Raw genomic sequence first — 14540 nt, 5'->3', positions numbered from 1 at the left:
TCGCGAAACTACCGACGCTCCGGCCTCACCGCGAGGAGTTTTTCGCGCCCCTCGGCTCGATCTCTGCTGTCGAGACCGCTGTAGGTGCCGTTATTCGGTCCCCATAGCGGCAACTGCAGCGGTCTCGACCAGCGGCAACTGCAGCGGTATCGACTCGATCGCGGCTCGTGGCGCGCGAGTGGCTGGGTCAGTCGGCGTTCTCCGCGTCGACCGCGGCGTGGACGACCAGCGAGGTGTACTCGTCGGGGCTCAGCGGCGGCCGGATCGAGGGCGGCAGCTCCGGTTCGGGGGCACTGAGGTGGGAGGCGATGATGACCGCGTGCTCCGGGCTGAATTCGCCCTCGACCGGTGCGGCCTGCAGCTTCTCGGCGAGTGCGTCGAGATCGACCCCGGCGAGGTAGACGGCGTCGTCGGAGGCGAAGGGCCCGGTCACCGGCAGGGCGCGCAGCCTGCGTCCCAGGGCCTCGACGTCGACGTCTCCGAGTGCGCGAGTCTCGGCGTCGGAGAACTCGCCCTCGACCGGGAGCACGGAGTAATCGTCCCGACGACGCCTCGCGCGGCGGCCTCGTGCCCGCTGCTCGGCGTTCGCGGGCAACTCGCCCGTCGCCGTCGCCGACCCGTCGGTGACCGCCGGCTGCTCGGTGGACACGGAATCCTCAGCCGGTGCCGGGGCCTCGGGAGCCGCCGGTACGTCAGCGGTCGCGGGCTCCGGCGGGATGGCCCAGGCGTCGGCCTCCGGCTCGTCGGCCTCGGGCACGGCCTGTGCGGGCTCGCCCGGACCGGCGGCGAAGGCGTCGGCCGTGTGCCCGTCGGCAGTGCGCGCAGGCGTGATCTGGTCCGCGGACGGTTCGTCGACATCGCCGTCCTGGGCGGAGGTCGGCGCGGCATCGGCAGACTCCTGGGCGGAGGTCGGCACTGCGTCGACAGGCTCCTCGGCGGCCGTCGGCGCGGCATCGGCAGACTCCTGGGCAGTCGTCGCCGCGGGGCCGTCCGGCTCCTCGCGCTCGGCGACGGTGGCGGCGGCCGGCGAGGGCGCGATGACGTCGCCGTCGAGGTCGTCCTCGGACGGCGCGCCGGCTTCGTCGGCGTCGAACACGCCGCGGCGCTTGCGGGCCAGGGCGCGCAGCACGTCCCGCAGCTGGGCGGCGCGGTGCAGCTGACCGCGCAGGTCACGGCCGGTCGAACGGTGGTGGAGGTCCGCCTCGATCTCCTTGACCCAGAATCCTGCGGACAGCGCGTCGATGGTCAGCGACGTCTCCACGCCCCAGCCCGGAGCGAGCGGCTGGCAGGCCTCCCAGGTCTCGCGGGTGATGCAGCGGGTCCCGGACAGCGGCTGAGTGGCCTCCCAGCCGGTAGCGCGACGGATGCCGTTGCGGGCGGTGCGCACGACGATGCCCATGCCGGCCGCGCCGTCCTGCGGGGGCAGCAGGGCGACGGCCATGTCGACGCCCTCGCCGAGCACCGCGTCGACCAGCGGCTGGGCCGCGGTGGCGGAGCCCTCCATGTCGGCGTCCAGGAACAGCAGGGCACGCGGGGCGACGTCGGCTCCGATGACGGGCAACGGCCCGGTGTGGCCGGGAGCGCGCGGCTCGGCGTGCAGCTCCTCGGAGAAATCCTCGCCGCCGTCGGCGCGTTCGGCATGCTCGCGGATGGCGACCATCTGCGCACCGGTGGCCATGGCGGCCGCCTTGCCGCGGTTGGTCTTGTGCCGCACCACCAGCGCGTCGGCCCCCATGGCGACGGCGGAGGTGGCGTCGGTGGAGCCGTCGTCGACGGTCACCACCAGGTCGACCCCGACGATGGCGCGGGCGGCCTCGATGGTCGCCTCGATCCGCTCCGCCTCGTTCTTGGCGGGGATCACGACGGCCACCCGCTCGGGGCGGTTCGCCGTCAGCGGCCCCGCGGCGCTCATCGCAGCGTCACCTGCCGGGCCACGATTCCGCCGCGGGCCCGGCGCTCGAGCGCCGTCAGCGGTTCGTCGGTGTTCAGGGCCTCCTCGAAGCGAGCGCGGAAGTCCGCAGCGATCTCCTCGACGGGCTCGACCCCGTGCCCCTTGGGCAGGTCCCACACCGGGATCGACATGCCCTCTGCGCGGAAGGAGCCGACGTACTTGGTGCCCTCACCGATGGCCGATTCGCGGCGGGCGTGCAGGCGGGTGACAGCATCGATCACGCGGTCCTCATCGGCGTCGAGCACCCAGCGCACGTGCTCCTTGGGTCCGGCGTCGACCCAGTACGCGTGGGGCAGCCCGCCGATCGGTGCGGTGGGCATGATCGACTCGTTGGCCTGCTTGATGGACTGATCGATCTCGCTGGTGCGCTCGGCGTTGGGATCGAGCCAGAAGTCGAAGGTCTCGTGCACGGTGATGGCGAAGTCACCGTCCAGGTCGAGGATCTCCTGCAGACGCGGCGCCTCGTCGTCGAGGGTGACGGTGGTGATCGGGTTGCCGGGCTCGAGGGCGAGGGCGAGCTTGATGGCCTGGCCGATGCCGCGCGAGAGGTCCCCGCCGGGGTAGCCGGCCTGGACGCCGACGGTGACGGTGCCGTCCGTGCGACGCACCGCGGGCCAGGCCATGGGCAGGATGGTCGCCAGTTCCACGTCGGCCGAGCCGTACTCGGCGGTGGTCTTCGCCCTCATGGTCGCCGCCGGGATCAGCTGGCGCATGGCGACCAGGTCTCGTTCGTTCGGCAGCCCCTCGAAGGGACGGCGGACCAGGTCATCGTGCGCGGCGGAATTCATGGGGCGAGTCTACCGATCCCGGGGCACGCTCTCGGGGAGGTGCGGGGTGCGGATCGGGAGTCGGGCTCGCGCCCGGTTCCTCTCGTGTCCGCGTCGGGTTCTCATCGTGGCGGCATCGGGTTCTCATCGTGTCCGCGCCCGGTCCTCATCGTGGCGGCGTCGGGTGCTGACCATCCGTGGGACGCTCATCGAGGATGCCGTGCATATGGCATGGCATCTTCGGATGGCGTCCCCTTCATGGACAGCCACGCGCGCCGGCCTGCGCCTGGTGTCCCGCTGAGGCTCACGAACGGGCACCTGCGCGGCACGGCGGGGCCACAAGCAGGTTTTCGCGCCAGACGAGATGGCGACTGCCGCTCCGCCGGTCGCGGATATACCGTGAGGCGATGACGCTCGCACCATCGCGCGACACCGGCCGCGCACCATCGCCCGACGCCGACGGCGCGCCCACGCTCGACACCGATGTCGTCGCCCGCCACAAGCTCTCCCATGACGCCTCGCATTACCTGCTGCTGCCCGAGGCCGTCGCCTCTCCGGCCGACGAGGCCCAGGTCGTCGCGCTGCTCCGGCAGGCCACGCGAACCCGTCGGCCGGTCACCTTCCGCTCCGGCGGCACCAGTCTGTCCGGGCAGGCGCAGTCCGACGCGGTCCTGGCCGACGTGCGCCGGAACTTCCGGTCCGTGGAGGTCCTCGACGGCGGCGAGCGCGTACGCGTCGGCCCCGGGTCGACGCTGCGGCAGGTCAACGCGCACCTCGCCCGCCACGGACGCCGGCTGGGCCCGGACCCGGCCTCGGAGATCGCCTGCACGATCGGCGGGGTGATCGCCAACAATTCGTCGGGGATGGCCGCGGGGATCAGCGAGAACTCCTATCGCACCCTTGAATCGCTGCGGTTCGTGCTGCCCAGCGGCACCGTGGTCGACACCGCCGCCCCGGATGCCGACGCCCGGCTGCGCGAGGACGAGCCGGAGCTGCACGAGGGCCTGGTCCGCCTGAGCCGTCGGGTACGCGACGACGCCGAGGCCACGCGGGTCATCCAGGAGCGGTTCGCCCTGAAGAACACGATGGGCTACGGCATCAACGCACTGCTGGACTTCGAGGAGCCTGCCCAGGTCCTCGCCCACCTGATCGTCGGCTCCGAGGGGACCCTCGCCTTCGTGTCCTCCGCGGTGTTCCGCACGGTGGCGATCCAGAAGCACATCACCACGGGGCTCATGGTGCTGCCGTCGCTGCAGGCGGCCACGGCGGCGCTGCCGGAGGTGGTCGGCGCCGGGTTCGCGACCGCGGAGCTGATGGACGCCCGCTCCCTGACCGTCGCCCAGAACCTCGCCGGAGCTCCTCAGGAGATCCGGGGACTGGAGGTCGCCGACCATGCCGCACTGCTGGTCGAACATCGCAGCGACGACCCCGCCGAGCTGGAGCACAAGGCCTCCGAGGCGACCGCGCTGGCCGGCGGCCTCGGGCTGTCGACGCCGCTGGAGATGACCACCGACGCCTCCCGTCGGGCGGCGATGTGGACCAGCCGCAAGGGGCTCTATGCCGCGATCGCCGGCGCCCGACCGGAGGGCTCGACCGCGCTGCTGGAGGACGTGGTGGTCCCGGTTCCTGAGCTGGATGAGACCTGCCGCGGCCTGCAGTCCCTGTTCGAACGCCACGGCTATACCGAGTCGGTGATCTTCGGGCACGCCAAGGACGGCAACATCCACTTCCTGCTCAACGAGCGGCTCGGCCAGTCCCAGGACCGACTGGAGGCGTTCACGGAGGACATGGCCGAGCTGGTGCTCGATCACGGCGGCAACCTCAAGGCCGAGCACGGCACGGGCCGGGTCATGGCCCCGTTCGTCGAGCGCCAGTACGGCCCGGAGCTGTACCAGGTGATGCGGGAGATCAAGCAGCTCGTCGACCCCGCCGGGATCCTCAATCCGGGTGTCCTGCTCACCGATGACCCGTCGGCCCACATGCGCGATCTCAAGCCCGTCATCGGCATCGAGGAGGAGGCCGATCGCTGTGTGGAGTGCGGCTACTGCGAGCCGGTCTGCCCCAGCAAGGACCTCACCCTCACGCCGCGCCAGCGGATCGTGCTGCGACGGGACGCGAACCTCGCCGAGCAGCGCGGCGACCTCGCCACCGCGGCGGCGATCCGCGAGGCCTACGAGTACCAGGGCGATCAGACCTGCGCGGCCGACGGGATGTGCGTGACCGCCTGCCCGGTCGACATCAACACCGGTGACCTGGTGCGGCGGCTGCGCGCGGAATCCGCGGAGACACCGGCGGCCACGGCCTGGAAGGCCGCGTCCTCACGGTGGGCCACGGTCACCCGTGGGGCCTCGGCCGCGATGACCGCCGCCGGCGTGATGCCCGCGGCGCTGCCCCGGGCGGCGACCGACGTCGGCCGGGCTCTGCTCGGTGCGGAGACGGTGCCCGAGTACCGCCCGGAGCTGCCGCGCCGTGGCGGGTCGGTGCGCCGTGCCGGCAGCCGGGGTCGCACCGGGGCCGACGTCAGTGTCGTCTACCTCCCGGCCTGCGTGCACACCATGTTCGGCGCCGCCGAGGAGTCCCGCGGCAGGTGTGGCGGAGGCTGCGGTTGCGGGAGCGGGAGCGGGAGCGGGAGCACGACCGGCGTCCCGGCGTCGCTGACCCTCCTCGCCCAGCGCGCGGGAGTCCGGTTCGCCGTTCCGGACGACGCCGCCTCCCTGTGCTGCGGCACCCCGTTCTCATCCAAGGGCATGACGGCGGCGAAGGAGCAGATGCGCGAGCGGGTGCGCAGCGCCCTGCGGGAGGCCACCGATGGCGGCGAGCTGCCGGTGATCGTCGATGCGGCGAGCTGCACCGAGGGCATCGTGGAGGCCGTGGAAGGCACCGGCATCGAGGTCATCGACGCGATCACCTACGTGCGCCGCCACCTGCTGGACCGCCTCGAGATCCGCGAGCCGGCGCGCTCGGTGACCGTGCATCCCACGTGCTCGACCACCCATCTGGGCGCGAGCGACGATCTGGTCGCGATCGCCGAGGCCTGCGCCGAGGAGGTCGTGGTGCCGGTGGAGTGGGGGTGCTGCGCCTACGCGGGGGACCGCGGCATGCTGCATCCGGAGCTGACCGCCTCGGCCACCGCCGCCGAGGCGGCCGAGGTCGCCCGGCAGGAGACGGACTGGTACGTCTCGGCCAACCGCACCTGCGAGCTGGGCATGCAGGCGGCGACCGGCAAGGCGTATCGCCACGTCCTGGAGCTGCTGGCCGCCGTCACGGCGTGACGCCCGGGTCCCGTCAGTCCTGCGGGGCGCCCGTCTCCTGGGGAGTATGGGTCTCCAGATCCCGGCGGAAGGCCCGGCGGCGCGCGTAGGCGTGGACCTGGTCGAGGATCTCGGCCTGCCGCAGCGCGTTCTCGGCGAGCCGGGCGAAGACCTCTGGGTCCAGGCCCAGCAGTTCGGCGTTGTCCTGGAGGGTCTGCCAGCCGCCCCGTTTGCCGATCACGGCGCTGCGCATCAGTTCGGTCTCCAGCACCATCGTCATCGGTGAGCGCGTGGCGAGGCGCCCGTTGTTCTTCAGCCGCCCGGCCCGCTCGCCGAGCCAGGCCACGGCCTGCCGGTGCGGCAGCTGCCGGAAACCGAGATCATGGATGAGCTCCTCGAGGAACTGCCGCTCCGCCCGGATCTCCTGGCCGACGCTGGACAGCGGCGCGAACACCGGAGTGTCCACGAACGCCGCCGCCATCCGCTCGATGCGTTCCACGCCGGCCGAGGCGCCGGTGAGATGGTCGGAGAGGTAGAGGTTCAGCAGGTCCTGCGTGACCTTCTCGGAGATCTGCGGGCGGGGCTCGACGGGCAGATGCCGGGTCGCTCCCCCGGGTGCCGTCTCGCCCACGCGGCCGCTCGGTCCATCGGCGCGGGCCCCGGCACCGGCCACGGCCGGCACCTGATCGACGGGGAGCTGGGTGCGGCGGACATCGCGCGGCCGCATCGGCACCGAGCCGGCACCGTGGCCGGCGATCATCCCCTCCAGCAGTTCCTCGACCGCCTCGGCGGCGGTGTGGCGGGGCGCCCAGCCCAGTTCCGCCTTCGCCCGTTCGTTGCTCATGACCGGCACGTTCATACCCATGTCGAACCAGCCCTCGTCGGCGGCGAGCAACCGGGCGCGATGGCCGGCGGTGAACGCGGCGCGCACCACCGAGTGGGGGACCTGGAGGAAGCGGCCGTGGTCGACGATGTCGGCCAGCTCCTGCATGCCCAGCAGGTCGTCGGCGCAGATGTTGAAGGCCCCGCGCGCCCCGGTGACCGCGGCAGCTGCGTAGGCGGCGGCGACGTCGGCCGCGTGGACGGCCTGGATCCGCATCCCCGCCGGGAGCGGCAGCACCGGCGGGCGTCCCGCGCGCAGCGCCTGGATGGGCATCCAGGTGCCCAGGAAGTAGCGCTGGATCTGGGAGGCGGCGTCGGACTGGAAGATCAGCGCCGGGCGCAGCCGGGACACGGCTATCTCCGGGTGGGCGTGCTCGAACTCGTCGAGCACGCGCTCCTGGGCGGCCTTGTCGACGCTGTAGTGGGAGGAGCGGATGCCCTCGGTGCCCCAGGTCTCCTCGCGCACCTCGTTGCCGGGCGAGGGCGAGTAGGCGCCGACGGACGAGGCCACCACGAGCCTCGGCACGCCGGCCTCGGCGGCGGCGCGGGCGACGTTCTCGGTGCCGTCCACGTTCACGCGGCGCAGCAGCTCGCGGCGGGTGTTGGGCTGGATCAGCCACGCGAGGTGGATGACGGCGTCCGCGCCCCGGAACGCGCCGGTCAGCTCGGAGACGGCCTGGTCCGGGTCGACGGCGGCGGCGATGTCGATCGAGGCCCAGTCGGCAAAGGAGTAGGGGGCCAGGTCCTGGTCGGGCAGGCGCCGGGCGATGCCGAGGACGGAGGTCACCTCCGGTCGCTGCTGCAGCGCGGCCAGCACGGCCGTTCCGACGTTCCCGGTGGCACCGACGACAGCGACTCTCATGGATCTCTCCCTCGTGAGCGTCACGCACTCGGCGTGACGGGCGGGCGGGTCCTGCTGGAGGTCCCAACCTACGCATCCGGCGTGCGCAGGTGAAGCGCCGGGATCGGCTCTGACCGCTCGGTTCCCCGACCCGCCGCGCCCGGGGACCTACCTACTCGCAGGCACCGTCGGCCACGGGAACGTTGAACAGCCGGATCACGGTGCCGCCCTTGGTGGCATACAGCGCGATGCCCGCACCGTCCTCGCGGCTGGTGGAGAAGCCGTACGTGCCGTTCTTCTGCATCGGCTCCCAGACGGCGTCGAAGCCGTGGTCCTCCAGGACGTCGTTGACGGCGTCGCGGCGCTCCATCCACGTCGACTTCTCCTGCGGGATCGCGGTCTCCGCAGTGGCGTCGCCGGGGGTCCATCGGCAGGTGCCCCGTACGTCGGTCGTGGCCTGCTCCCGGCCATCGGTCCACTGCGCATCGGGGCCGGTGAGCAGTGCGTCCTGCAGCGGCGGGAGCATCTCCTCGCTCATCGCGCGGGCCTGGTCGATCGGCACGGGGGTGGCAGAGCCGGAGCCGCATCCGCAGAGCATCAGCGCGATCGCGGCGCCGGCGCCGAGCGCGCGCCGCCACCGGGCGCTCAGCCCCGAAGATCCGGATGTCGCCTCTGAACCCGCCACTGTGACTCCTGCGCACAAGGACTTCTGAGATCTGTCCATCGTATCGGCCAGGGACGACGAGACCTATAGGGCCCGCCAGGTCCGGTAGCTCATTGAATTACGCCATCGGTGTGAGTAACGTGTCATACGACAGAGTGGTCCCTCCAGCGGCCCACATCACCGTCTCGCCCGGGGCCATGGACGCGTCGAGCGGATGCCCGCGTGCTGTCTCGTCCGCGCCGGACAGGGCACCCTCCCCATCCAGGAGCAGAACCACATGACCACTCCCCTGCGGATCGCCGTGCTCAGCGCATGGCACGTCCACGCCGAGGAATACGGCCGCGCCGCCCTCGATCACCCCGAGACCGAGCTCGTCGCCGTCTGGGACGACGACGCCGACCGCGGCCGTGAACTCGCCGGGAAGCTCGGCGTCGAGGCCACCACGGACCTGGACGCTCTCCTGGCCCGCGACGACCTCGACGGCGTCACCGTCACCGCCGCCACCAGCGACCACGTCGAGCTGATGACCAAGGTGATCGCCGCCGGCAAGCACATCTTCACCGAGAAGCTGCTGGCCCCCACCGTCGAGGGCTGCGACCAGCTGATCAGCGCCGCCCAGGAGGCCGGGGTGCGGATCACCGTGTCCCTGCCGCGGCTCACCCATGGCTACACCGTCGCCCTGCGCACGATCCTCGACGAGGGCACCCTGGGGCGCCTGACGTACTCGCGGGTGCGCCTGGCCCACAACGGCTCGACCGCCGACTGGCTGCCGGCCCGGTTCTACGACGCCTCCGAGGCGCTCGGCGGTGCCTTCTCCGACCTCGGCGCCCACCCCGTCTACCTCACCCAGCTGATCCTGGGCGAGGAGATCTCCACCGTGCGCTCGACCTACACCGACCAGACCGGTCGTGGGGTCGAGGACAACTCCTCGGTCACCGTCTCCACCCCCGACGGCGCCATCGGCGTCATCGAGACCGGGTTCGTCACCCCGGCCAGCCCGTTCACCATCGAGGTCCACGGCACCGAGGGCTCGGTGCTGTACGGCTTCGAGAACGACGACGAGGGCAACGCCGTGATGCGACTGGGCTCCAGTGAGGGCTGGTCGACGGTCGATGTGCCCGCCGACGACCCGATCCCCTTCGCCCAGTGGGTGGAGTCGATCCGCACCGAGGCCACGATGGAGGAGAACCTCCGCCGGGCACGTGCCCTGACGGCACTGGTGGCCGCTGCGAACGACGACGCCCGCGCCTGAGCCGCACTACCCCGCACGCCGCGCGGCCCCGGATGCCGCGCGGCTCCATATTCTGCAGACAAGGAACACCATGACCATCTCCCTGCCCGTCCGCATCGGCCTCATCGGAGCCGGCGGCATCGCCAACGCCCACATCGCCGGCTACGCGACGATCCCCGAGCGCGTGAAGATCACCGCGATCGCCGACGCCGTACCCGAGACCCTCGCCAAGCGCGTCGAGGAGACCGGCGCCCGCGCCTACACCGACTTCACCGAGCTGGTGAAGGACCCGGAGGTCGACGCCGTCGACATCTGCCTGCCCCACCACCTGCACAAGGCGGCCATCGTGGCCGCCGCCGAGGCCGGCAAGCACATCCTGTGCGAGAAGCCGCTGTGCCTCAGCGCCGACGAGGCCGCCGAGGTGCGCGCCGCCGTCGAGAAGGCGGGCGTGACGCTGATGTGCGCGCACAACCAGCTGTTCATGCCGGCCGTGGCCAAGGCCAAGGAGGTCATCGACTCCGGCGCCCTCGGCGACGTGTACGAGGTGCGCACCACCGACTCGTTCTTCAACAACTTCGATCCCTCCACGATGGGATGGCGCGCCAAGGCCGCCACCAGCGGCGGCGGCGAGTACATCGACACCGGCTACCATCCCACCTACCTGCTGATGCACTTCGCGGGCGCCAAGCCGGTCAAGGCCTTCGCCATGATGTCGACCCACCGCCTGAAGTTCATGGAGGGCGAGGACTCCGCGCAGATCCTGGTGCGCTTCGACAACGGCAGCGTGGGCCAGCTGGTGACCTCCTGGGCCTACGACGCCGCGCCGGGCACCGACCGCTTCAGCGTCGTCGGCGAGAAGGGCTCGCTGAGCTCGGACGGCACTACGCTGCGGGTCAAGATCCGCGGCGAGGACGAGGAGCAGGTCTTCGAGCACGAGGCCGTCAACACCTTCGCCGCCGAGATCGCCGACTTCGTCGAGTGCCTCGAGACGGGCCGTCGCCCGCTGAACACCGAGGCCGAGGGCATCGCGGTGCTCGGCATCATCCTCGCCGCCTACGAGAGCGCACGTACCGGCGAGGCGGTCGACGTCCCGGTGGTCTGAACCGCGGCAACGTTCGACAGCGCCGGCCGGTCCCGATTCGTCGGGGCCGGCCGGTCTGCTGTGGCCAGGCACCGAGGTGGGCGCAACAGTGGCTCGATTCCCGGCGCGGTCGTGCGACCGGGATCCTAGGATGAGGCTCGTGCAGGTAGAGCTACGACCCCCACGACTCGACGACGAGGCAGCACTTCGTCACCTGCACAGTCAGCTCTCGCGTGAGGGGTTCGACTTCCTGATGGCCGACGGGGCGTGGGAGGACATCCTCGCTGAGTACGCGCGGGATGCCGCTGATTGGGGGCCAGGCCGAGTCCCTGCGGAGTTTCTGGTCGCCGAAGTACCCGGTACCGCCATAGGCAGAGTCTCCATCCGCTACAGACTCAACGCGGCCCTCTTGGAGGTCGGCGGACACGTCGGGTATGCCGTGGGGCCGGAGTTCCGAGGCAAGGGCTACGGCCAGCAGATCCTGCGCGCTGCTGTAGGCCGCCTGGCGGCTCACGGTGTGCGCCACGTGCTGGTCACCTGCGACGCCTCGAATGCTGCATCATCCGCGCTCATAGAGCGTTGCGGCGGACAGCTCGAGGATCTCCGCGAGGGACCAGGCGGACGTGTGACGCGCCGTTATTGGATCACGTCTCGATCGCATGCGGCCGAGTAGGCGCGTCTGTCCGCTTGGACCGGCCGGACTACCCCGACAAAGCTCTCTACGCCCCGGGACCCGGCTGGGCGCCCGGCCGGTCTCACCGTGCCGCCGGTTTCTGCTGCCTGTCCGGCCACTCAGGAGCTACCCCGCCCGGCCGGTCCTGCCCAGTCGAGCACCACGCTGATCTGCACCGCGACCTCGTGGGGCGTCCGGCCCTCCGTGTTGAGCCGGTGCACGGCCGGGGCGGCCTCGGCGTCGAGCCGCTCCGCCGCCTCCCGACTCCTGGCCACGTGCACGTCCAGGCTCTCGCCGTGCTCGCGCGTCTCGAGCCGCTCCCGGACAGTGCGCGGCGTGGCCTGCAGCAGTACTGCTCTCGTACGCGGCCGATCCCCCATGGCCTCCGCGATCGCTTCCGCCTTGAGTACCGAGACGGTGTTGGTGTAGATCAGCCGCCGGTGACCGAGCGCCCGATAGTTCGCCCAGATCGCCGACAGATTTCGAAAGGCCAGCCCCGTGCGCCACGGAGCCGGGTGGGCGAGGTCGAGCGCATCGCCCTCCACCACGGCGTGGGAGACGTCCTGCGCCGTGAGGAGGTCGTGGAGCGCGAAGGCCGCCGACGACTTCCCGACCCCGGACGCGCCGCCGATGACAAGCAGCTCTGAATGCGACATGGCGCAATCGTCCCTCACCTGCCTATCACGACCTCGGTTACGGAGAGGACCTGGCCTTTTCGAACAGCCGGTTCAGATCTTCCTGGTACCGGGAGACCAGCTCGGGATCGGTGCGCTCCACCTGGTGGCCGATCCGCGTCGCGGCCTCGTCCAGGGCCGGAGTCCGGCCCTGCCGATCGTGAGGGATGACGGGGCCGACGGGCCGATAAGCGGGCTCCGTCGCTGACGCGCCATCCCACGACCCCACCGTGAGCCCGAGGGATGCCAGCGCCGGATCGTGCGTGGCATCGACCAGGGCCCAGCGATCGTCGACGTGCACCTCGACCGCCGTGTGGATGTCCGAGAAGAATCGAAGCTCGCGCTGAACGTCCACGAGGACCGGCAGCTCGTACTCCCAGCACACCATTCGGCACTGCATGCCGACGTTGCTCAGCTCCTCGGCCAGCAGTGCGGCCTTCGCCACGCAGTTGCCCCGTCCCTGCGCACGCAGTCCGGCGGCGTCGAACGCAGCGACCGTGTCGTACGGCAGCCCACGCACGCTCTCGTACAGTTCGACGAGCCGGGGGATCGTCACGCCATCCTCCACGGGGTCACGTCTCACGGCGGGTCAATTCCGTGCCGCGAGGTCGGCGAGGATCCGCGCGACCAGCTCGTCCTCGCTGAGCTCCTCCCCCAGGGTCTGCTCCCCCGCCACTCCGAGCTGGTCTGCGGGGCGGTACCAGGAGGCGACCTCGTCGGGGCTCACCTCTCCGGCGATCGGCTTGACGGCGTGGCGACGCAGGGTCTTCTCCAGGCTCACCTGGAGGTAGTAGACCAGGTCGTGCCCGTCGTGCCCGGCGAGCAGCTGTTCGAGCATGGCGCCGTACCGTTCGCGGTCGAGGATCCCCTCGACGATCGTGATCCGGCCCATCGCCAGGCAGTGCCGCGCGATCGCCGGCAGAATCGCGGCGGTGTCGGCGTGTGGATGCTCGTGCTCCCACAACATCTCCCGGCGCACGTGATCCTGCCCGATCACGGCGACCCGTCCCCGCGGCAGGGAGCGCTGGACGCGGTGGGCGCTGGTCGATTTCCCCGAGGCGGAGTTCCCGCGCAGGATCACCAGCACCGGCGCCTCTGTCGGCGTCGGCGAATCCTGAGACATCTCAGGCACTCCGTCGGCCGGTGTGTTCATCGGGTCCTCCCGGTGCGCCGAACGCGTCAGTCCTGCCGCCCGGCCTCAGCCACCTGCGGGCCGACGTGCTCGGCGTCGGTGCCCCGCGCGCGGCCGAGCTGGTTCATGGCGTGGTAGATGATCAGCGCGGCCAGGGTGCCCAGGGCGATGCCGGTCAGCTCAATGCCCTCGATGGCCCAGGTGACGTTGGCGATGCCCACCACGAGCGCGACGCCCGCGGTGAACTGGTTCTTGGGCTGGGAGAAGTCGACCTTGCCGTCGACCCACATGCGCACGCCGACGATGCCGATCAGCCCGTACAGCACGAAGGTGACCCCGCCGAGCACGCCCGGCGGGATGGTGAAGATGGCGGCACCGATCTTCGGCGACAGCGACAGCCCGATGGCGACGACGCCCGCCACCCAGTACGCGGCGGTGGAGTACACGCGGGTGGCGCTCATGACGCCGATGTTCTCGCCGTAGGTGGTCGTCGGCGAGCCGCCGAACCCGGCGGAGAGGGCGGTGGCCAGCCCGTCGGAGGCCAGCGTGCGGCCCACCATGTGATCGAGGTTGCGGTGGGTCATCAGGCCCACGCTGGTCACGTGGCCGACGTTCTCGGCCAGCAGCACCAGGACCACCGGCAGGAACATCGGCAGCAGGCCCAGGTTGAACTCGGGGTGGTGGAACTCGGGCAGGCCGATCCAGGCCGCCTCGCGCACCGGAGCGAAGTCGACCTCGCCGCGCAGCACCGCGACCACGTAGCCGACGAGCACGCCGACCAGGACGGACACCCGGCCCAGCAAGCCCTTGAACACGGCGGTGCACAGCACCACCGCGAACAGGGTGATGGTCGCGGTCACGGCCGATTCCTGGAAGTTCTCGTACGCCGTCGGGGCGAGGTTGAAGCCGATCAGGGCCACGATGGAGCCCATCACCACCGGGGGCATCAGCGTGCTGATCCAGCCGGTTCCGACCCGGGAGACCAGCAGCCCCAGCGCGGCCAGCAGCAGCCCGGTGATCATCACCCCGCCCAGCGCGGCGCCCATGGAGTCCGCTGCCGTGGAGGCGGTGATGGGCGCGATGAAGGCGAAGGAGGAGCCGAGGTAGCTGGGCACCTTGTTGCGGGTGATGACCAGGAACAGCAGCGTGCCGATGCCGCTGAACAGCAGCGTGGTCGAGGGCGGGAACCCGGTCAGCAGCGGCACCAAGAAGGTCGCACCGAACATGGCGACCACATGCTGGGCGCCGATGCCGATGGTCAGCGGCCAGGCGAGGCGCTGCTCGGGGGTGACGATGGCGTCGGGCGCGATGGTGCGGCCGTTGCCGTGCAGGGTCCAGCGGAACATGCTTCTCCCGGGGTGAGGACGGACGGCCGGACGGCCGAGGGGCGCGG

Annotated in this window: 12 protein-coding genes; 4 read left to right on the top strand and 8 right to left on the bottom strand. The window is 71.3% G+C overall.

All coding sequences use genetic code 11. The annotated features are described in order from the left end of the window. Positions 1-187: 187 nt before the first annotated feature. A complete protein-coding gene (locus tag ACFQRJ_RS00630; protein ID WP_377015963.1) occupies positions 188-1912 on the bottom strand; it encodes a glycosyltransferase in 1725 nt (574 codons plus the stop codon). Further along, complete coding sequence (locus ACFQRJ_RS00625; RefSeq protein WP_377015961.1) at positions 1909-2739, bottom strand: DUF5926 family protein; 831 nt, start codon at positions 2737-2739, stop codon at positions 1909-1911. Before ACFQRJ_RS00625 ends, ACFQRJ_RS00630 begins: the two co-directional genes overlap by 4 nt. Positions 2740-3125: 386 nt before the next feature. Here ACFQRJ_RS00625 and ACFQRJ_RS00620 point away from each other — a divergent pair, with 386 nt between their 5' ends. Continuing rightward, entirely contained in the window at positions 3126-5990 is a 2865-nt protein-coding gene (locus ACFQRJ_RS00620) for an FAD-binding and (Fe-S)-binding domain-containing protein (protein WP_377015959.1), read from the top strand. 13 nt (positions 5991-6003) lie between these two features. On the opposite strand, the gene ACFQRJ_RS00615 is transcribed toward ACFQRJ_RS00620, so the two are convergent. Next, entirely contained in the window at positions 6004-7713 is a 1710-nt protein-coding gene (locus tag ACFQRJ_RS00615; RefSeq protein WP_377015957.1) for an NAD-dependent epimerase/dehydratase family protein, read from the bottom strand. 151 nt (positions 7714-7864) lie between these two features. Next, complete coding sequence (locus ACFQRJ_RS00610; RefSeq protein WP_377015955.1) at positions 7865-8377, bottom strand: hypothetical protein; 513 nt, start codon at positions 8375-8377, stop codon at positions 7865-7867. A 256-nt stretch (positions 8378-8633) separates the two neighbouring features. Here ACFQRJ_RS00610 and ACFQRJ_RS00605 point away from each other — a divergent pair, with 256 nt between their 5' ends. The 3 genes from ACFQRJ_RS00605 (at position 8634) to ACFQRJ_RS00595 (ending at position 11341) form a co-directional block, all read left to right on the top strand. Then, complete coding sequence (locus ACFQRJ_RS00605) at positions 8634-9608, top strand: Gfo/Idh/MocA family protein (protein WP_377015953.1); 975 nt, start codon at positions 8634-8636, stop codon at positions 9606-9608. Positions 9609-9678: 70 nt separating this feature from the next. Then, positions 9679-10689 carry a Gfo/Idh/MocA family protein gene (locus ACFQRJ_RS00600; protein ID WP_377015951.1) on the top strand — a complete coding sequence of 337 codons (1011 nt, stop codon included), beginning with the start codon at positions 9679-9681 and terminating at the stop codon, positions 10687-10689. Positions 10690-10819: 130 nt separating this feature from the next. Then, the gene (locus tag ACFQRJ_RS00595; RefSeq protein ID WP_377015949.1) at positions 10820-11341 is read left to right on the top strand and encodes a GNAT family N-acetyltransferase; all 522 of its coding nucleotides are present in this window, start codon (positions 10820-10822) and stop codon (positions 11339-11341) included. 119 nt (positions 11342-11460) lie between these two features. Here ACFQRJ_RS00595 and ACFQRJ_RS00590 read toward each other — a convergent pair whose 3' ends face one another. The 4 genes from ACFQRJ_RS00590 to ACFQRJ_RS00575 are packed head-to-tail and all read right to left on the bottom strand — an operon-like array spanning position 11461 to position 14493. Continuing rightward, complete coding sequence (locus ACFQRJ_RS00590) at positions 11461-11997, bottom strand: ATPase (protein ID WP_377015947.1); 537 nt, start codon at positions 11995-11997, stop codon at positions 11461-11463. A 37-nt stretch (positions 11998-12034) separates the two neighbouring features. Next, a complete protein-coding gene (locus ACFQRJ_RS00585) occupies positions 12035-12571 on the bottom strand; it encodes a transglutaminase domain-containing protein (RefSeq protein ID WP_377015945.1) in 537 nt (178 codons plus the stop codon). A 33-nt stretch (positions 12572-12604) separates the two neighbouring features. After that, the gene (locus ACFQRJ_RS00580; RefSeq protein WP_377015943.1) at positions 12605-13138 is read right to left on the bottom strand and encodes an AAA family ATPase; all 534 of its coding nucleotides are present in this window, start codon (positions 13136-13138) and stop codon (positions 12605-12607) included. A gap of 56 nt (positions 13139-13194) precedes the next feature. Beyond that, entirely contained in the window at positions 13195-14493 is a 1299-nt protein-coding gene (locus ACFQRJ_RS00575; protein ID WP_377015941.1) for a uracil-xanthine permease family protein, read from the bottom strand. Positions 14494-14540: the final 47 nt, after the last annotated feature.

This window comes from Brachybacterium sp. GCM10030252 (assembly GCF_042666535.1).
GTDB lineage: Bacteria > Actinomycetota > Actinomycetes > Actinomycetales > Dermabacteraceae > Brachybacterium.
The sequence above is the reverse complement of the archived record's forward strand: the minus strand, read 5'-3'. Positions and strand labels throughout refer to the sequence as shown.